The sequence below is a fragment of the Sodalis sp. RH21 genome, assembly GCF_047324175.1.
In the GTDB taxonomy this organism is placed as follows: domain Bacteria; phylum Pseudomonadota; class Gammaproteobacteria; order Enterobacterales; family Enterobacteriaceae; genus Acerihabitans.
Window position 1 is genome coordinate 5147634 of the sequence record NZ_CP178732.1, and the last position, 19263, is coordinate 5166896.

The 19263-nt window shown below is 58.3% G+C and carries 19 protein-coding genes; 6 read left to right on the forward strand and 13 right to left on the reverse strand.

All coding sequences use genetic code 11. The features are described from left to right. Positions 1–14: 14 nt before the first annotated feature. The 3 genes from ACL2XP_RS23785 to ACL2XP_RS23795 are packed head-to-tail and all read right to left on the reverse strand — an operon-like array spanning position 15 to position 2489. Positions 15–674: a methionine ABC transporter permease gene (locus ACL2XP_RS23785; RefSeq protein ID WP_413735802.1), complete on the reverse strand. Its 660-nt coding sequence runs from the start codon at positions 672–674 to the stop codon at positions 15–17. Then, positions 656–1690 (reverse strand): methionine ABC transporter ATP-binding protein, encoded by a 1035-nt coding sequence (locus ACL2XP_RS23790; RefSeq protein ID WP_413739274.1) that lies wholly within the window; start codon positions 1688–1690, stop codon positions 656–658. The genes ACL2XP_RS23785 and ACL2XP_RS23790 overlap by 19 nt, the downstream gene beginning before the upstream one ends. A gap of 31 nt (positions 1691–1721) precedes the next feature. Beyond that, the gene (locus tag ACL2XP_RS23795) at positions 1722–2489 is read right to left on the reverse strand and encodes a MetQ/NlpA family ABC transporter substrate-binding protein (protein ID WP_413739275.1); all 768 of its coding nucleotides are present in this window, start codon (positions 2487–2489) and stop codon (positions 1722–1724) included. 493 nt (positions 2490–2982) lie between these two features. Between ACL2XP_RS23795 and ACL2XP_RS23800 the strand changes: the two genes are divergently transcribed. After that, complete coding sequence (locus ACL2XP_RS23800; RefSeq protein ID WP_413735804.1) at positions 2983–4155, forward strand: aminotransferase class I/II-fold pyridoxal phosphate-dependent enzyme; 1173 nt, start codon at positions 2983–2985, stop codon at positions 4153–4155. A 49-nt stretch (positions 4156–4204) separates the two neighbouring features. Here the strand turns inward: ACL2XP_RS23800 and ACL2XP_RS23805 are convergent, their stop codons facing one another. Continuing rightward, entirely contained in the window at positions 4205–4387 is a 183-nt protein-coding gene (locus tag ACL2XP_RS23805) for a hypothetical protein (protein WP_413735806.1), read from the reverse strand. Between the two features lie 55 nt (positions 4388–4442). Here ACL2XP_RS23805 and ACL2XP_RS23810 point away from each other — a divergent pair, with 55 nt between their 5' ends. Together ACL2XP_RS23810 and ACL2XP_RS23815 are read left to right on the forward strand one after the other, a co-directional pair. After that, positions 4443–5813, forward strand: a complete 1371-nt coding sequence (locus ACL2XP_RS23810) for a pyridoxal-phosphate dependent enzyme (RefSeq protein ID WP_413735808.1) — start codon at positions 4443–4445, stop codon at positions 5811–5813. Positions 5814–5823: 10 nt separating this feature from the next. Continuing rightward, positions 5824–6975 carry a trans-sulfuration enzyme family protein gene (locus tag ACL2XP_RS23815; protein WP_413735810.1) on the forward strand — a complete coding sequence of 384 codons (1152 nt, stop codon included), beginning with the start codon at positions 5824–5826 and terminating at the stop codon, positions 6973–6975. 17 nt (positions 6976–6992) lie between these two features. Here ACL2XP_RS23815 and ACL2XP_RS23820 read toward each other — a convergent pair whose 3' ends face one another. The 8 genes from ACL2XP_RS23820 to ACL2XP_RS23855 form a co-directional block, all read right to left on the reverse strand. Further along, positions 6993–7652 carry a methionine ABC transporter permease gene (locus ACL2XP_RS23820; protein ID WP_413739276.1) on the reverse strand — a complete coding sequence of 220 codons (660 nt, stop codon included), beginning with the start codon at positions 7650–7652 and terminating at the stop codon, positions 6993–6995. Between the two features lie 32 nt (positions 7653–7684). Continuing rightward, positions 7685–8476, reverse strand: a complete 792-nt coding sequence (locus tag ACL2XP_RS23825) for a methionine ABC transporter ATP-binding protein (RefSeq protein ID WP_413735812.1) — start codon at positions 8474–8476, stop codon at positions 7685–7687. After that, entirely contained in the window at positions 8473–9285 is an 813-nt protein-coding gene (locus ACL2XP_RS23830) for a MetQ/NlpA family ABC transporter substrate-binding protein (RefSeq protein WP_413735814.1), read from the reverse strand. The genes ACL2XP_RS23825 and ACL2XP_RS23830 overlap by 4 nt, the downstream gene beginning before the upstream one ends. 20 nt (positions 9286–9305) lie before the next feature. Beyond that, the gene (locus ACL2XP_RS23835) at positions 9306–10343 is read right to left on the reverse strand and encodes an isopenicillin N synthase family dioxygenase (protein WP_413735816.1); all 1038 of its coding nucleotides are present in this window, start codon (positions 10341–10343) and stop codon (positions 9306–9308) included. A 428-nt stretch (positions 10344–10771) separates the two neighbouring features. After that, positions 10772–12064 (reverse strand): TRAP transporter large permease, encoded by a 1293-nt coding sequence (locus ACL2XP_RS23840; protein WP_413735817.1) that lies wholly within the window; start codon positions 12062–12064, stop codon positions 10772–10774. 18 nt (positions 12065–12082) lie between these two features. After that, positions 12083–12592 carry a TRAP transporter small permease gene (locus tag ACL2XP_RS23845; protein WP_413735818.1) on the reverse strand — a complete coding sequence of 170 codons (510 nt, stop codon included), beginning with the start codon at positions 12590–12592 and terminating at the stop codon, positions 12083–12085. 65 nt (positions 12593–12657) lie between these two features. Continuing rightward, entirely contained in the window at positions 12658–13629 is a 972-nt protein-coding gene (locus ACL2XP_RS23850; RefSeq protein ID WP_413739277.1) for a TRAP transporter substrate-binding protein, read from the reverse strand. A gap of 349 nt (positions 13630–13978) precedes the next feature. Next, complete coding sequence (locus ACL2XP_RS23855) at positions 13979–14923, reverse strand: AraC family transcriptional regulator (protein WP_413735819.1); 945 nt, start codon at positions 14921–14923, stop codon at positions 13979–13981. Positions 14924–15106: 183 nt separating this feature from the next. Between ACL2XP_RS23855 and ACL2XP_RS23860 the strand changes: the two genes are divergently transcribed. The 3 genes from ACL2XP_RS23860 (at position 15107) to surE (ending at position 17771) form a co-directional block, all read left to right on the forward strand. Continuing rightward, the gene (locus ACL2XP_RS23860) at positions 15107–15844 is read left to right on the forward strand and encodes an SDR family oxidoreductase (RefSeq protein ID WP_413735821.1); all 738 of its coding nucleotides are present in this window, start codon (positions 15107–15109) and stop codon (positions 15842–15844) included. Between the two features lie 59 nt (positions 15845–15903). After that, the gene (locus tag ACL2XP_RS23865) at positions 15904–16764 is read left to right on the forward strand and encodes an SDR family NAD(P)-dependent oxidoreductase (RefSeq protein WP_413735822.1); all 861 of its coding nucleotides are present in this window, start codon (positions 15904–15906) and stop codon (positions 16762–16764) included. 230 nt (positions 16765–16994) lie between these two features. After that, positions 16995–17771, forward strand: a complete 777-nt coding sequence (gene surE, locus ACL2XP_RS23870) for a 5'/3'-nucleotidase SurE (protein ID WP_413735824.1) — start codon at positions 16995–16997, stop codon at positions 17769–17771. Between the two features lie 28 nt (positions 17772–17799). Here surE and ACL2XP_RS23875 read toward each other — a convergent pair whose 3' ends face one another. Then, complete coding sequence (locus tag ACL2XP_RS23875; RefSeq protein WP_413735825.1) at positions 17800–19209, reverse strand: PLP-dependent aminotransferase family protein; 1410 nt, start codon at positions 19207–19209, stop codon at positions 17800–17802. Between the last annotated feature and the right edge of the window lie 54 nt (positions 19210–19263).

The window sequence follows — 19263 nt, forward strand, 5'->3', positions numbered from 1 at the left end:
ACGGCGCGGGAGAATCACTCCCGCCGGATGCGCCGGGCCAGAAAATTACCCAGCGACTGCAACAGCTGGACGATGGCGATCAGCACCAGGGCGGTGGTAACGGTGGCGAAGGTATCAAAGCGCTGATAGCCATAGGTAATGGCCAGATCGCCGATGCCGCCGCCCCCGACCGTGCCCGCCATGGCGGTGGCGCCGATCAGGCCGATGGTGGCGGTGGTCAGCGCCAGGATCAGCGACGAGAGCGCCTCGGGCAGCAGAAAGTGCCAGATGGCCTGCAGCGGGGTGGCGCCCATGGATTTGGCCGCTTCCAGGATGCCCGGGTCGACATCCAGCAGCGAGTTTTCCACCAGCCGGGCGATATAAGGAGCAATAAAAATAATCAGCGGCACGATGGCGCCGGGCGTACCGATCGTGGTGTGCACGATAAGCCGGGTAAACGGAATGATGGTAATCATCAAAATAATAAACGGCAGTGAACGCACGATATTCACGATGGGATTGATAATGGCATAGGCCGCCCGGTTGTGAATTAATCCGCCGGGGCGGGTCACCACCAGATAGATTCCCAGCGGAATGCCAATCAGCGAGCCGATGACCAGGGAAATGCTGACCATCAGCAGCGTATCGTGCAGGGCGATTAAGAACTGCTCTGCGGTTATTGCCGTGTCGAACATAGATCGATCTCCTGGATATCCACGCCGGCTTGCGCCAGGAAAGCCACGGCGCCGTCGATTTGCCCCGGTTCGCCGTTAAGCTGGACCATCATAAATCCCAGCGTCACGTCCTGGACCTCGGACATACTGGCATACAGAATATTCACCTCGACATCGAACCGTTTGATCAGGTTATTAATAATCGGCCGGTTGGCGGCCAGGCCGATAAACTCCAGCCGCAGCCGCCTGCCGCGGGTATCGTGGCGCAGCTCATCGCGGATACTGTCCGGCAGCCGATCCTGGATCACGGTGCGGACGAAATTCACGGTGGCGGGATGGGAGGGGTGGCCGAAGACGTCAATCACCGCGCCCTGTTCGATAATGGCGCCCCGCTCCATAACCGCGACCTTATTGCAGATTTTCTGGATAACCGTCATCTCATGGGTAATCAGCAAAATGGTGATGTTATATTCCCGGTTGATGCGTTTGAGCAGCAGCAGGATTTGGGCGGTGGTTTGCGGGTCCAGCGCCGAGGTGGCTTCGTCGCACAGCAGGATTGACGGGTTGGTGGCCAGGGCGCGGGCAATGCCCACCCGTTGCTTCTGGCCGCCGGACAGCTCATCGGGGTAACTGTGCGCCCGGTCGCCGAGGCCGACGAACGCCAGCAACTCCGCCACCCGCGCCCGGACAAAAGCGCGATCCTTACCCAGCAGCACCAGCGGCATGGCCACGTTTTGCCATGCGGTTTTGGACAATAGCAAATTAAAATTCTGAAAAATCATACCGATATCTTTTTTAATCGCCCGCAGCTGCTGCTGGCTGAAGCGATTGATCGCCGCGCCGTTAATCACCACCTCCCCCGTGGTGGGGATCTCAAGCGCGTTGACCAGCCGGAGCAGCGTGCTTTTACCCGCGCCGCTATAACCGATAATGCCGAAGATATCGCCTTTTTCCACCCGCAGATTGATACCCTGCAACGCCTCTATTTTTATGCCTTTACGCTCGAAGGTTTTGCTGATGTTGTTCAATTCAATCATCATGGTTTCTCAATCGACGCGCTCCCGGGGTTTACTGCAAATAATCAGGCAGCAAATAGCCGGCATACTGGCTGTCGCCATGGATATATTGCTTGAATGCCGCCGAGTGATAACCCTCGATAATATCTTTGGCAAACGGGGCGTCTTTATTTTTACCCGCCACGGTCACCACGTTGATAAATCCTTGGGTGGGATTTTCCAGGCGCAGCGCCGAGGACAGCTTCATGCCGCTGGAGACGGCGAAATTGCCCTGGATCGCGCCATAATCCACATCCGGCAACGCCCGCACCTGCTGGGCGTTATCCATTTCCTTGAACTGGATTTTATAGGGGTTATCGCTGATATTCTTCTGCGAGAAGGTCGCGGGGTCCACATTGGGGGCGATTTTGATCCAGCCGAGATCTTGCAGCAGCAGCGCGGCGCGGTACTCATTGGACGGCTGGTTGGGAACCGAAATCACGGCGCCCGGCGCCGGGGGATTGGCATTGGTATGCTTATTGGAATAAAGCCCCATCGGCGGGGTAGGCACCTGGACAATGCCAATATTATCAATGCCGAGGCGCTCATTGACCGATTTCAGGTACACCGGATGCTGCATGATATTGGCGTCGATTTCGCCGGTATTGACCGCGTTATTCACCTGGATGCCGTCGCTGAAGTCGCGATACTCGATGGCGTAGCCCTTTTGTTGCAAATAAGGGGCGACGCCTTTCTCGAACTGCTCTTTATAGGGGCCGGGGTTAAAACCCAGTTTCAAGGTCTTATCTTGCCCGGCGGCGCTCACGCTTAACGACGCCATGGCCAATACCGCCGCCAGAGAAGACGCGGCCAACCGGCCGGCGGTTAAACGCAGTTTCATAAACATTCCCGATTAATTAAATCAAAAAAATAACCCGCCCGGTTCAGCCAGACAGATAAGCGTATTATCATCACCGTCCAGGGACGGGTAAGATCTTATTCAAACATGATGTCAATAAGGGGTAAACCAAGAAATTAGCGTTAGCTTAGCTGTTTTTAAGCTATAACCTGCAATGCCGGGAAAGATATTCGCCAGGGATTAATAATATTAAAAACCCAGGGAGTAAACGGGAATTTTCCGTACGGATATAGCTATTATTGCTGAGTTATGTTTTTTATTTCTAATGGCGCTTCGGTATTGCTGAAATAATGCCTGATGGTATGACCGGCCAGAATTTTCCGCCTGCCGCGGATCGGGAATCGTTCCCCCCGCAGGCGAATAATATGACATCGGGGCGTCATACGCCCTGCTTACCCAGGATCAAGGAAACGTTATGCCTGATTTCGCCCCCGCCCGGCGGGTAACTTCCCTGCCGGAAAATTTGTTTAACCAGTTGGAACAGCAGGCATTGCTGGCCGGCGGTTCGGCGCGGCCGCTGATCGATCTCTCCAAGGGCAGCCCGGACCAGCCGCCGCACGATGCTATTATTCAGCGCCTGCGTGCGGCGGCGCTGGATGCCGATAACCACGGTTATCCGCCCTTTCTCGGTAAAAACAGCACCAAGCGCGCCATAGCCGACTTTTATCGGCGCCAGTACGACGTGGCGGTTGACGCCGACACCGAGGTCGCGTTATTCCACGGTTCGCATATTGGCGTCATGGGTATTCCCCAGGCTATCGTCAATCCCGGTGAAACCATTATCGGCACCGATCCGTGTTACCCGGTATATCGTTCGGCGGCCCAGCTGGCGCAGGCCGATTTCCACGCCATCCCGGTGGAGGAGCGCGACGGTTTCCTGCCCGATTATGCCCGCGTGCCGCCGGACGTGGCCGCTAAGGCGCGCCTGCTGCTGCTTAATTATCCCAATAATCCCACCGGCGCCCTGGCCACCCTGCCGTTTTTCGAACGTACGCTGGCGTTCGCCCGGGATAACCACCTCGCGGTGCTGCACGATTTCGCCTACGCGGCCCTGGGGGACGGCGCCGCTCCGCCGCTTAGCCTGCTGCAAGTCCCCGGGGCCAAAGCGTTTGCGGTGGAAACTTATACCCTGTCGAAAACCTTTAATATGGCCGGCTGGCGTTTTGGTTTCGCCGTCGGCAACGCCTCGATTATCGCCGCCTTTAACCAGTTCCATATCCATGCGTATAGCAGCGTCTACGGCGCGGTGCAGGATGCGGCCGAAACCGCGCTGGCCCTGCCGCGCCACGAGGTCGACGCCATAAACCGGATTTATCGCCAGCGCCGGGCGACGCTGATGTACCACCTGGCGCGCATTGGCTGGCGCGCCAATCCGTGCGTGGGGTCATTTTTCGTCTGGCTGAGGGTGCCCCCGGGGCATGATTCGCAGACATTTACCCGCCTGCTGCTGGAACAGGCGCAGGTATTGGTGGCGCCGGGCATCGGGTTTGGCCAGGGCGGCAGCGATTACGTCAGGATCAGCCTGACCGTCAACGAAGGTCTTTTGACCGAAGCCATTGAACGTATCGGCGCTTTGGCGCTGTTTTAATCCCCGCGGCGCTTAGACATTTTTCAGCTTTGCTTTACCGGTTTCGCACTTAAGCCGGCCTTCTTCTCCCCGCCATTTTTCTCCCGCCCGCGCCAAAACCCCGGCCGGCGCCGGAGAGCATTTTGGTTTGTCTTTCCTTACCGCTATACGGCTGAACATCCCGATGGCCAAACAGATTAATATATTCCATAAAGGCATATGCAGTAGTTATTTGTTCTTTAAAAGCGGCCATGATTCAGTCCTATTATCCACGAAAATCATCCAAGACCGCTTTTTTGGGAGCAACAATGCCATTACCTGATTCCGTACTGGACCTGATCGGCCATACCCCCGTGATGGAGCTGACGCGGCTTGATAGCGGCCCTTGCCGCCTGTTTATCAAATTGGAAAATCAAAACCCCGGCGGTTCCATCAAGGATCGCGTGGCGCTGTCGATGATTGAGCAGGCCGAACGCCGGGGCGATCTGCCCCCCGGCGGGACGATTATCGAGGCGACGGCGGGCAATACCGGGCTGGGGCTGGCGCTGGTGGCCGCGCAAAAGGGCTACCAGCTGATTTTGGTGGTGCCGGATAAAATGAGCCGCGAGAAAATTTTCCACCTGCGGGCGCTGGGAGCGAAAGTTTTGCTGACCCGCTCCGACGTGGGTAAAGGCCATCCGGCCTATTACCAGGATTACGCCCGCCGCCTGGCGCAGGAAACCCCCGGCGCGCTGTATATCGATCAGTTTAATAATGCCGCCAATCCCCTGGCCCATTACCAGACCACCGCCCCCGAACTGTGGCGGCAAATGGCGGGGGATATCGACGCCATCGTGGTCGGCGTCGGATCGGGAGGCACTCTGGGCGGGCTGCGGCGCTTCTTTAACGAAGTGTCGCCCAAAACCGAGTTTATCCTCGCCGACCCGGCGGGGTCGATTTTGGCCGATCTGGTGGAACACGGCACCACGCCTGAACCCGGCAGCTGGCTGGTGGAGGGTATCGGCGAGGATTTCGTGCCGCCGCTCAGCCACGTGGAAGAGTTGAGCCAGGCCTATCGGATTACCGATGCCGAAGCCTTCGATACCGCCCGCGGCCTGCTGCACCGGGAAGGCATCCTGGCCGGGTCCTCCACCGGCACCCTGCTGGCGGCGGCGCTGCGCTATTGCCGGGCGCAGACCGCGCCCAAGCGGGTGGCCACTTTTGCCTGCGATAGCGGTAATAAATACCTGTCCAAAATGTTCAATGATGACTGGCTGCGCCAGCAGGGACTGCTACAGCGTCCGGTCACCGGCGACCTGCGCGATTTTATCGCCTTTCGCCATGACGAAGGGGCGACGGTATTCGCCCTGCCGGACGACACCCTGGCCACCGCCCATGCCCGAATGCGCCTGTACGATATCTCACAGTTGCCGGTGCTGGATAACGGCCGGCTGGTGGGGCTGATCGATGAATGGGATATTCTGACGCAGGTCCGGGCCGATGCCGAACGGTTCGGCCTGCCGGTGGATGCGGCCATGACGCGCGACGTCATAACCCTGCCCAAGGAAGCCGACGAAGCGACGCTGCTGCGGACCTTCGGGCAAGGGCACGTGGCGGTGGTCATGGACGGCGAACAATTTCTGGGACTGATTACCCGCGCCGATGTGCTTAATACCTGGCGCAACCGCATTCATTCATAAGGATAATATCATGACGAAAATAGCCACCCTCGCCGTCCACAGCGGTTATACCCCCGACGCCACCGGCGCGGTGATGCCGCCCATTTATGCCACCTCCACCTTTGCGCAAACCGCGCCTGGCGAACACAGCGGCTATGAGTATTCGCGCAGCGGCAACCCCACCCGCCACGCGCTGGAGGAGTCCATCGCCCAGTTGGAACAGGGGTCCCGGGGGTTTGCTTTTGCCTCGGGCCTGGCCGCGTGCTCCACGGTGCTGGAATTGCTCGATCAGGGCAGCCATCTGGTGGCGGTGGATGATGTCTACGGCGGCACCTACCGGCTGCTGGAAAACGTACGCCGCCGCACCGCCGGCCTGCGGATCAGCTGGGTAAAACCGCAGGATCTCGCCGCGCTGGAAGCGGCCATTGAACCCGATACGCGCATGATTTGGGTGGAAACCCCGACCAACCCCCTGCTGAAGCTGGCGGATCTGGCGGCAATCGCCGCTATCGCCCGGCGCCATAATGTGATCAGCGTGGCGGACAACACCTTTGCATCGCCGATCTTGCAACAGCCGCTGACCCTGGGCTTTGATATCGTAGTGCACTCAGCCACCAAATATATCAACGGTCACTCCGATGTGGTGGCGGGTCTGGCAGTAGTGGGCGCTAACACCGAATTGGCGGAACGGCTGGCTTATTTGCAAAACGCCATTGGCGGCGTGCTGGACCCGTTCAGCAGTTTTTTGACCCTGCGCGGTATCCGCACCCTGGCGCTGCGTATCGAGCGCCATAGCGAAAGCGCGCAGCGCATTGCCGAATGGCTGGACGCGCAGCCGCAGATTGCCGCGGTCTATTATCCCGGCCTGCCCGGTCATCCGCAGTACCCGTTGGCGCAGCGGCAGATGCGGGGCGCGGGCGGCATGATTTCCATACGGTTGAAGGGCGGCGATGACGATTGCGCCCGGCGCTTTATCCGGCGCCTGAACCTGTTTACCCTGGCGGAAAGCCTGGGCGGGGTGGAAAGCCTGGTTAGCCAGCCGTTCACCATGACCCACGCATCCATTCCCCTGGAACTGCGCCTGGCCAACGGCATCACGCCGCAGTTGGTGCGCCTGTCCATAGGCATTGAGGACGCGGGCGATTTAATAGACGATTTGGCGCAGGGATTGACGGCCTTGTAAGTAAGCAATCACTATCTTCAACGGCGGTGCGCCAGCGAGCGCACCAGCCGGTTACCCAGCGACTGCACCCCCTGTACCAGCACAATCAGCACGACCACCGTGGCAACCATCACTTGATTATTAAACCGCTGATAACCATAACGTATAGCCAAATCGCCCAGGCCGCCGCCGCCAATCACTCCCGCCATGGATGAAAAACCGATTAGCATCACCATCGTAAGAGTGATGCCGGCCAACAGGGCGGGCAACGCTTCCGGCAGCAACACCTTGGTGATGACGTGGCGGGCGGAGCCGCCCATGGATAAGATGGCCTCAATGCGCCCTTTATCCACTTCGTCGAGGGCCGTTTCCACGATACGGGCAAAAAATGGAAATGCGCCGATGGTGATCGGGACAATGGCCGCGGTACTGCCAAGGGTAGTGCCGATAATCAGCCGGGTAAAAGGAATCAGCGCCACCAGCAGCACCACAAACGGCAGCGAACGGCCGATATTAATCACCGTTCCCAGCGCCCCGTGCAGGCGCGGCAGCGGCACAATCCCGCCTTGCCGGCTGACGAACAGCAGTACGCCCAGAGGCAGGCCGATCAGTACGGTAAACAGCGTGGCCAGCACCACCATATACAGCGTTTCCAGCGTGGCGTTCCACACCAGCGGCCACAGCGCGCTCCAGCCCATGCCGCCGTTCACCGCCCCCAGGATGCCGTCGATTAAGCGACTATGCATAACGGCGAGCCCTCCACCCCATGACGGCGTAAAAATGCCTGCTCCGCCTCGCGATCCGGCAGCAATGCCTGGCGCAAGCGCGAAGACGGCGTTCTCAGTAGGGCGGACAGCCGCCCGCTCTCCACCACCCGGCCGTGCTCCAGCAACGCGGCGCTATCGCAAATTGCTTTCACCACGTCGAGTTCGTGCGTGATTAGCACAATAGTGAGTGCTAACTGACGATGAATATCATTAAGCAGGGCCAGCACCGACGCGGTGGTTTCCGGGTCCAGGGCGCTGGTGGCCTCGTCGCACAATAAATACCTGGGCCGGGCGGCCAGCGCGCGGGCAATGCCCACCCGCTGCTTCTGGCCGCCGGAAAGCTGGGATGGAAACGCCCCGGCCTTATCGGACAGGCCCACCAGGTCCAGCAGTTCAGCCACCCGCTGCGCCCGCTCGCGCCGCGGCACGCCGGCGATGTCCAGCGGCACCGCCACATTGGACGCCACGGTACGCGCATGCAGCAGATTAAACTGCTGGAATATCATGCCGGTGCCCTGGCGCTGCCGGCGCAGTTCCCGGGCATCCAGTTGCGTAATATCCCGATCGTCGATGATAATCCTGCCGGAGCTTGGCCGCTCCAGCAGATTCAGGCAGCGAATCAGGGTGCTTTTGCCGGCGCCGCTGCGTCCCAGAATGCCATATACCGCGCCGTCTTCGATTGTCAGGGAGACCTCATGCAACGCGGGTCGCGCATTGCCGGGATAAATCTTGCCCAGACGCTCTATGACGATCATGATTTGGCATCCGCCACCGGAATAACCGAACCGGCATATTTATCCTTGATAAACTTGGCCACCTGCGGCGATTCCAGGTCGCGCGCCAGCTGTTTGATGCGCGGATCGTCGGCCAGCTTCGGCGTGGTGACCAGGATGTTGGCATAGGGGTTATGGTCGGCGCTCTCCAGTCCCAGCGCATCGCGCGCCGGACTCAGGCCGGCCTCCAGGGCGTAGTTGCCGTTGATCACCGCCAAATCCACATCATCCAGGGAACGCGGGATCTGCGGGGACTCGATTTCCAGTATTTTGATATGTTTCGGGTTTTCCGCGATATCCTGCGGCGTCGCCTGATGCGTCGCCGCATTGTCAAAACCCGCCTTGAGCTTAATCAGCCCCTTGCTTTGCAGCAGATACAGCGCCCGGCTCAGGTTGGTCACGTTATTGGGCACCGCCACCGTGGCGTTGTCCGGTACCTCCGCCAGCGTTTTATGCTTGGAGGAGTAAATGCCCAGCGGCTCGATATGCACCGTGGCCGCGACGGTAAATTTCTGTCCCAGCGTCTTTTCCTGATCGCGCAGATAAGGCACATGCTGGAAATAATTCGCATCCACATCGCCATGGGCCAACAGTTCGTTGGCATTGACCCCGCTGGTCAGCTCGATCACCTCCAGCTTCAAGCCGGGATCGAACGTTTTGACAAAATTGAGGATTTCCGCGTGGGGCACCGGATCGGCGGCAACGCGCAGCTGGCCGGCCGCCTGGGCGGGAAAAGCCAGGGAAACGGCAAGAGCTGCCCCTGCCAGACGTATAACGGCATGCTTTATCATAAAATTAATTCCTTATAAAATTAGACGATAAGTTCGCTACTGGCGCGCAGGATGTCGGGATAATACCGTTCGGCGACATCGGGATGGGACCGTAAACGTCCTTTCAGGTAATTCCAGCCCACGTCCCTCAGCAAGGGATTGAGCGGATCGCTGGCCGGGCCGCGGGCCTGGGCGGCCAGTTCAGGGGATAGCTGATAAAGGGGGACTACCGCGTCCAGCCTGGCGCCGAGGAAAAAGGCAATGGACAGGCGGTCCTGGGAATCCGGGGGAGAAACCACGCGATGTACCGTGGCGCGCAGATAGCCGTTAGTGGCCAGTTCCAGCAGCTCGCCGATATTCACCACAAAGGTGCCGGGCACCGGTACGGCGTCCACCCACCGATCCTCTTCTACCTCCACCTGCAGCCCTTTTTGCCGGTCTTGCAGCAAAAAGCTCAGGAAGCCGGAATCCTTATGGGCGCCGACCCCCTGGGCGCTGCCGGTTTGGTTGCGTCCGGGATAGCGGATTAATTTAATATGTTCGTTGGGCTTATCGCCATATAAGGTATCGAAAGCGTCGGCCGGCAGCGAGAGCGCTTCGGCAAACGCCCGCAGCAGCCGCAGGGACATGGCGGTCATGGCCGTTTGCCAGCGTAATAATACCGTTTTCAGGGCCGGCAGCTGTGCCGGCCACTGGTTGGGCCCCTGGAGGCGCGACCAGCCGGGGGAGCGATCCGTTGGCGCCAGCGCCGCCCGCTCCGCGCCGATGTCAAACTGCTCGCGCCAGTCCGGCTGGCCGCGGGTCAGCTCCGACGCGGCGCGGTTATAACCGCGGAAATGGGGGGAATTAATCATGGCCACCGCTTGCTTTTGCTCTTCGGGCAGCGCAAAAAACTCACGGGACAAGAGTTGAACCTGGGCCAGTAACTGCGCGTCCACGCCATGGCCGGTCAGGTAGAAAAAGCCGATATCACGCGCCGCGTGGCGCAGATCGGTCAGAAAAGCGGTTCTTTCAGCCGGGCCGCGATCAAGCCGGGAAAGATCGAGCAGGGGTAACGAGGTCGTGACGGTTGTACTCATGGATTGCTCCGTTAATCATAATTTATTCCTGGTCGTGGAAAACAGCGCCTGCAACAGGCTCTTGGCAATCTAAGCAGCAACGACAACGGTAGTCAGACATCATTTCCTCCTGGCGGGTAACCGGATAAATTTAGCGACGGCTCTTTATGGTTTTATGGATGGTTGTATGGGTCTTTGAATATGATAAAAGCTAGCACCAAGGTTAATTGGCCGCCCAATACCAATCTGTTCTATGTTATTTCAGCGGCAACTAAGCAAAAGTGGATAAGCAAGCTGAAAATTCAGCTATCGGGAGAATAAATAATAAGTTTGGCTAAATCATGCTGTGGATAATGCGCCCCGGCGCGGGGCGGTGACTGAATTGCCGAAACGGGCCGGCGCGTCTCTCGCCGCCGGCCCGTTTTTTATTACCGCGTGTTATCCGCGGTTCAGCCGTTATAAATCCCGGTCACGGCCGGCAGCCATAACGAAATTATCGGCACATAGGTAATAATCAGCAGCACGATAAACAGCACGCAGTAGAACGGCAGCATCGCTCTGACCACCGCCTCCATCTTTTGCTTGCTGACCGCGCTGGCGACAAACAGCACGGTCCCCACCGGCGGGGTAATCAGTCCGATGCCCAGATTAACCAGCATAATCATGCCGAAGTGTACCGGATCGACGCCTATCGAGGTGGTGACCGGCAGCAGCACGGGCGTGAGGATTAAAATCAGCGGCGCCATATCCATCAGGCACCCCACCAGCAGCAGCATGATATTAATGCACATCAGGATGATGTATTTATTATCGGAAATGCTCAGGAAAAAATCGGTAATAGTCTGCGGCAACTGCATAAACGTCATGACCGAGCCGAAGCCTGCGGCGAAGGCAATCAGCACCATGACGATAGTGACGGTTTTAATGGTGCGAAACAGCAGCAGGTGCAGGTCGCGCCAGCGGAATTCCCGATAGATGAACATGGTGACAAAAAACGCCCACAGGCAGGCAATGGCTGCCGATTCGGCGGCGGTAAAAATGCCGGACAGAATACCGCCGAGAATGATCACGATGGTAAACAGGCCCCAGAAGGCATCAAAAAATATTTTCAACGCCTGGCGGAACGGGACCATTTCCCCTTTGGGATAATTGCGCTTTTTGGCAAAGCCGATACACATAATCACCAGGCATAACCCGAGCAGCAGACCGGGAAAGATGCCCGCCATAAACATGGCGGAGATAGTGACGGTGCCGCCGGTGGCCAGGGAGTAGATGACCGAGTTATGGCTGGGCGGGGTGAGTACCGCCTGCACGGAACCGCTGGCGGTCACCGCGGCGGCAAAATCCCGCGGGTAGCCCTGCGCTTCCATCTGCGGGATCATCACCGAACCGATGGAGGCGGTATCCGCCAGCGATGAACCGGAAATCGCGCCAAAAAAGGTCGAGGCCACGATATTCACCAGCGACAGGCCGCCGCGGATAAACCCCACGAAGATATAGGCGAAATTGACCATTCGCCGCGCAATGCCGCCCTCGGCCATAATGGCGCCGGCCAGGATAAAGAAAGGAATGGTGAGCAGGGAGAATTTATTGATGCCGTTGGTCAACTGAATTACGATGGCCTCCAGCGGTAAATCAATCCACCACGCGCCGATAAAAGCGCTTAATCCCACCGCAAACGCCACGGGAAAGCCGAGGGCCAGGAGCACCATCAGGCTGCCAATCAGAATTAACGCATCCATTGAACCGCTCCGCAACCGTTAGTGGGAATTACCCAGCATCACCAGGGGGCGATGTGCCTGTGGGCCGCACATCATTCTTTCAATCACGAACAGCAGCGTAATAAGCATTCCCACCGGGATCGGCAAATACATTTCGCCGTAGCTCACGTCAGGTAATGACGCCATGGTCTGGTCCCACATCGCCGCGCACAGGCTGGCGCTGTACCAAACCAGGATCAGGCAAATCACGCACATTATGATGTCGCAGGCCAATTCGCAAAAACGCCGGCCGGCGGGCGATAACCGGTCGGTCATCACCGCGACCGAAATATGCGTATTGGCGCGATACCCCACCGCGGCGCCGATAAACGTAAAGATAATCATGCAGACAATCGCCACCGGTTCCGGCCAGGAGAGGGCGTTGTCGAACAGATAGCGGGCAAAAATGCCGATGGGTATCACCGTGACCATAATCATCAGCGAGATGCTGGCGATCGCCAGGCATGCAAAATACAACATGTCCATTAATCTGGGATAAGAATGCAACATAAGGATTCACCTGCGACGTTGGCTGCGGCGGTTAATAGTGATTTACCGCCGCCGGGAGTTAGGGACTAATTCACTTCCGCTATGCGCTTCATTAAATCTTCATGCCCTTTACCAAACTGATCCCGTACCGGCTGGGTCGCCTTGACGAAATAATCATGATCGATATCTTGGAAGTTAATTTTGGCGGCTTTCATTTTATCCAGCGACTGCTGATTGTATTGCGCCCACAGTTGGCGTTCATCCATTTGCGCTTCTTTGCCCAATTTCGCCAGGGTTTGTTGATCCTCTTTAGATAATTTATCCCACACGACTTTTGAAATAAGGATCATCTCCGGCTGAATAAAATGACCGGTCAGCGTGTAATATTTGGCAACCGGAATATAGTTGTGGGCGACAAAGGTGGGCGGGTTATTCTCGGTACCGTCCACCACCCCGGTTTGCATGGCGCTGAACACTTCGCTTACGCCCATGGCCACGGGATTGGAGCCCATGGCTTTCAGGGTGGCCAGGGAAATCTGGCTATTCTGGACGCGGATTTTCATGCCTTTTAAATCTTCCGGCTTAACCACCGGTTTTTTGGTGATCATATTGCGCACGCCGGCATCGGTCCAGCCGAGGAAAACCATTTTGGCCCGCGGGTCGGCGCTGACCTTATCGGCGATTTCCTGCCCGATCGCGCCGTCGAGCACTTTGTGCATATGGTCTTCGTCACGGAAGATATAGGGCAGCGTCAGCACGCTGGTTTCCGGGGCGATGGTGGTCATCGGCGCCAGCGAAACGCGGATCATGTCCACCGCGCCGATTTGCACCTGCTGCAACGCCTGCTCTTCATCCCCCAGCACGCCTCCGGAATAGACTTTAACCTCCAGCCGCCCGTCGGTGGCCTGTTTTAATTTTTCGCCCATGTGCTGCAATGCCACCACGGTGGGATATCCCTCGGGCTGCACCTCGGCCACTTTCAGCACCCGGGCCAGGGCGGGCAGCGTAACCAGAGTGGTGGCACAGGCCAGCGACAGGGCAATAAAAACTCTTTTCATTTTCATTATTATGACTCCCGACGGATTACAGAGATATACACGACCGGACACGTCAAACGGGCGGTATTCAGTCGCTTTGGTATTTGGAGGTTGAGGGAAGCAATATCTTCATCATATATGGAACGGCGTTTTAGAAAATACGCCTTCCGTCATTTGAATGAGGCGGGTCACATTTTTTGTGTTACCAATAGGTGAAATTTTAACGCTTATCACAAATTGAAATAAAATTCCTAAATAGTTGGCCTCCTATTTCATTAATCTATACTACCGCAACGGTTTGGTGAAAAAAATTAATAAAAACAATAAAATGATTGGATAATATCAAATCATTCCACCTTAATGCCTCTGATTAATGGGCCAGCGCCAATTGCGAACGGTCCTGCGCGGGCAATAACGCCAGGGCGTGTTTCAAATCCCGCGCTTCGTCCCCCGGGGTGCGGCCAAATAGCCGTTTAAACTCACGGTTGAATTGCGATGAACTTTCATAACCGACGCTGGCCGAGGCGGCCTGCGCCGACAGATTATCGCGAATCATCAGCAGCCGCGCCTGATGCAGGCGGGTCGACTTGATATATTGGATCGGCGAGGTATGGGTGACCGCTTTGAAATGGACATGGAAGGCCGGCACGCTCATGCCCGCTTCCGCCGCCAGGCGGGCCACATCCAGCGTGCCGGCATAATCGGCGTGGATGCGCCGCAGCGCCTTGGCGACTTTGCCGAACCGCCCCTGATGCGTCAGGGCGGCGCGAATCGCCCCGCCCTGCTCCCCCATCAAGACCCTGAAGCTGATTTCACGCACGATGGCCGGACCGAGCACCTCGGCCTCCAGCGGCGAAGCCAGGCATTGCAGCAGACGCAGCGTGGCGTCGGCCAGGTCGTCGCCCAGCGGGGTGGCGATGATCCCCAGCGGGGCCGCCGTCGGGCCGACGCCGGACTGGTCGAGGGTGAGCACCAGATCGGCCACCGCCAGCATATCCAGGCTCAAGGATACCGCCAGCATCGGCTCCTCCTCGCTGGCCTCGGTTTCAGTGGAAAACGGCAGCGGCACCGACAGCACCAGATAGTGCTGGGCATCATAAACATACACTTCGTCGGCAAGAAACCCGCGCTTGCGGCCCTGGCACACAATCACGATGCCCGGCTCATAGAGCACCTGCGTGCGGCCCAGGGGATGGTTGGCGCGCATAAAACGCACGCCGTCCAGGGCGGAACGGGTGTAACCCTCATGGGGCGCCAACTGTCCCAGCAGGTCGATCATACGCTGGGAACGGGACATGACTGGGAACTGCGGCATCAAAGGTACCTATGGCGTAGCAAGGGGCGTGAAGAGTAATAAAACATAAAATCCCCCCATTATCTCCTGTTAAATCCATATTAAATAGGAATAGGCAATAAACAAAAAGGACTGGATATTCGCCGATCGCCGCGTGCGTTTTACCATGGCTTTCCCAGACCATCCCTGATAAAGGCACACATTATGACTGCGATACAGAAAGCGAAAACCGTATTGATTACCGGCGCCAGCAGCGGTATCGGCGAAGCAACTGCGCGTTTGCTGGCCAGCCAGGGACACCGGCTGTTTATCGGCGCGCGGCGCACCGACCGGCTCGCCGAACTGGCCGACGAGCTGCGGGCGGCGGGCGGCGCGGTGGAATACCGCGCGCTGGACGTGACCAGCATGGAAGAGATGCAAGCCTTTGCCGACCAGGCCCTGGCCGCCAGCGGCCATATCGATGTGATAGTCAATAACGCGGGCGTAATGCCGCTTTCCCCGCTGGAGTCCCTGAAGGTAGACGAGTGGAACCGGATGATTGATGTGAATATCCGCGGCGTACTGCACGGCATCGCGGCGGTGCTGCCGCAGATGAAACGGCAGGGGCACGGGCAGGTGATTAATGTGTCATCCATCGGCGGGCTGAGCGTGTCCCCCACGGCGGCGGTGTATTGCGCCACCAAGTTCGCGGTCCGGGCCATCTCCGACGGACTGCGCCAGGAACACGATAATATCCGCGTCACCGTGGTTTGCCCTGGGGTGGTGGAATCGGAGCTCGCCGGCACCATTACCGATGACACGGCGCGGCGCGCGATGGAAGGTTTTCGGCGCATCGCCATTCAACCCGACGCGATTGCCCAGGCCATTGCGTATGCCATCGATCAGCCGGACGGCGTGGATGTCAGCGAACTGGTGGTACGCCCCACCGCCAGCCCTTATTGATTTCCCAACCCGCAATTTCCCAACACGCAATTTTCCCGGTAAGGGAACAGGAGTCGTATATGTCTGGCAACTCAGCCAAAACCTGGTTTATCACCGGCGCATCCAAAGGTCTGGGACTGGCGCTTACCCGCCTGCTGCTGGCCCGGGGCGAACGGGTCGCCGCCACCTCCCGCAGCAAGGCAGCGCTGGAAACGGCGGTGGCGCCCACCGCCGATCAGTTTCTGTTATTCCTGCCGGTGGCCGCCGACCTGACCGATGAAGCCAGCGTCGGCGCCGCCATCGACCTGGCGATCAAAACGTTCGGCAATATCGACGTGGTGGTCAATAATGCCGGTTATGGCCTGCACGGCGCGGTGGAAGCGTTATCCGATGCCGAGGTGCGCCAGAACGTCGAGGTGAATCTCTTCGCCCCGCTGAATGTACTGCGCCACGCGCTGCCCCATCTGCGCCGCCAGCGCTCGGGGCATATCATTAATATTTCGTCCATCGTGGGTTTCCAGGGCGGATATGCCGGCTGGGGCAGTTATGTGGCCACCAAATTCGCTCTCTCGGGCCTGACGGAAGCCCTGGCGGCCGAAGTGAAAGAATTAGGTATCCGCACCACCCTTATTTATCCGGGGCCGGTGCGCACCGATTTTCTCTCCGGCGGATCGCTGGCGGTGGCGCACCGGAAAATCGACGATTATACCGAGGCCCAGGCATCGCTGGATCTGCATCTGGGCACGTTGGCCGGCCGCCAGGCGGGCGATCCCGACCGGCTGGCTGCGCTTATCGCCGAAATCGCCGCCGCGGACCATCCGCCGCTGCATGTGTTTGCCGGTGAGATCTCATGGAACCTGGCCCATGAGAAAATTTCCCACGTCAAACAAGATCTGGCGGCATGGCGCGACGCGTCGTTCGCCACGGATTTCCCGCAATAAACCCGCCGCCGCCGGCGAGCAGCCGCGGCGCGTCATTTGTCATCTTTCCGCCATCAATCATTCATCCGCTTACCGCACCTTAGGGTGCGGCAAGCGTAGAAACTTCCCGGCGATTGCCTATTTTTTCTCCCCCAAGCCTGGGGGATGCCTTATTATGGAACTATCAACCGGTGGCATAAACAAAGCTCATGGTTTCATTTTGGCATTACCACATGGAGAACAACCTGACTATGAAAAAAGTGAATCGCGTATTATTAACCAACGATGACGGCATCGACGCCCCCGGACTGGAATTGCTGGCCCGGGCCGCCCAGGAAATCGCCAATGAAGTATGGATCGTCGCCCCCGCCCAGGATAAAAGCGGCGTCGCCAATTCGTTAAGCATGCGCGAGCCGGTGCGGGTGATCGATAAAGGCCCCCGGCGGTTTGCCGTCTACGGCACCCCCGCCGACTGCGTGGCTTATGCCGTGCACCAGGCCATGCGCGATACGCCTCCCGATCTGGTGCTCTCCGGCGTGAATAACGGCTCGAACCTGGGATTTGAAACGCTGCTCTCCGGTACGGTGGGCGCGGCCATGACCGGCATGTTATCCGGCGTGCCGTCTATCGCGCTCAGCCAAAACCGCGACCCGGACCAGCCGGTAAACTGGGACAGCGCGACGCGCTTTCTGGTGCCGACGCTACAGCATTTATTGCAGGCCAGCTGGGATAAGCAGGTCTGTCTCAACGTTAACTTCCCCGATATGGCGGCGGATGACGTTAAAGGCATCAGGGTCACCAAACAGGGCATGGGCAATGTGGACGGCATCATGGTCACCAGCGCGAAGGACCCCCACGGCGAGGACTATTTCTGGATACGGGTGCGCCACGGCGGCCTGGAACGGCCGGAAAACAGCGAGCTTAAACTCAATGACGACGGTTATATCTCGGTAACGCCGCTGACCTTCGAGCGCACCGAAATCCATGAATACCAGCGCCTCGGCGACCTGTACGGGCAGGATTTCTGAGGTTGCGTCCGGCGCGGCGCCTGACGCATTACATCATCTGTTTGATAATATCCGTCAGGGCGATGACGGCGCGCTCATACCTCTCGTCCCAGGCGTATGAGGTATTAAAGCGGAAATAATTATTATACTGGCCGCCGGCGGAAAACATCTTGCCGGGGGCAATGCTGATTTTTTGCCGCAGCGCCCGGTGATAAAGCTCCGTGGCGCTGATATGCGCCGGCAGCTCAATCCATAAAAAGTAGCCGCTATGGGAGTAGTTGATGCGCGCCGCCGGGGGCAAATGGGCATGCAGCGACTGCCAGGCGCTGTTTTTGCGCTGTTCGAGCAGGCGGCGCAGGCGCCGGAGATGGCGGTCATAACTGCGGGTGGCCAGGTAGTTGGCCAACGCCAGCTGCATCGGCGCGCTGGTGGACAACGTGGTCATCAATTGCAAGCGCTGGATCTTGCCCGCCATTTCCCCCGCCGCCACCCAGCCGACCCGGAAGCCCGCCACCAGATTTTTGGAAAACGACGAGCAGTGCATGGCCATGCCCAAACGGTCATAGGCTTTGGCCGGCAGCGGTTTATCGGCGCCGAAATAGAGTTCGCTATACACGTCATCCTCAATCAGATGCACCCGGTACTGCTGCAACAGGGCCACCAGTTGCCGTTTTTTCTCATCGGACAACGTACAGCCCAGCGGATTGTGGCTATTGGTCATGACCCAGCAGGCCTTGACCGGGTAAGCGGCCAGCGCGTTTTCCAGCGCGTCGAGATCGATGCCGAATTGCGGATGGGTGGCAATGGCCACCGCCTTTAGTTTCAACCGTTCCAGCGCTTGCAGGGCGCCGTAAAAGGCCGGGTTTTCCACGATCACCCAGTCCCCCGGCTCCGTGACCGCTTGCAGGCTTAGGTTGAGCGACTCCATGGCGCCGGCGGTGATAACTATTTCTTCGGGGGAAATTTGCATTCCTTGCAGGGCATAACGTTTGGCGATGGTGTTGCGCAGGTCCTCGTTGCCCGGCGGCAGATTATCCACGGCGCTTAGCGGGGTCATGGAGCGCGCCACCGTGGTCAGCGAGCGGGCGAGCTGCTGGCGGGGGAACAGCGAAGGATCGGGAAAAGCCGAGCCGAAGGGCACGATGGATTGATCGCGGCTGGCCTGCAGCACATCAAAGATAAAAGCGTTGATATCCACCTGTTCGGCGGGCTGCACCTGCTGGTGGGTGGCCGGGGTGGTGAGGAATTCGGCCTTCGGCGCAATGTAATAGCCCGACTGCGGGCGGGAGATGATCCATCCCTGGCTTTCCAGTATTTGATAGGCGTGCATCACCGTCATCAGGCTCATGCCCGAGTAGACCGCCTGCTCGCGCAGCGAGGGGAGCTTGTCCCCCACCTGCCAGATATTGGCCGCGATCTGCTCGCGTAACCGATCGACCAGCGTTTCGTATTTATTCATCCCAGGCACCGCGCCTCGTTATTTACAGCAACTGTTATAGCATAAATCATCATT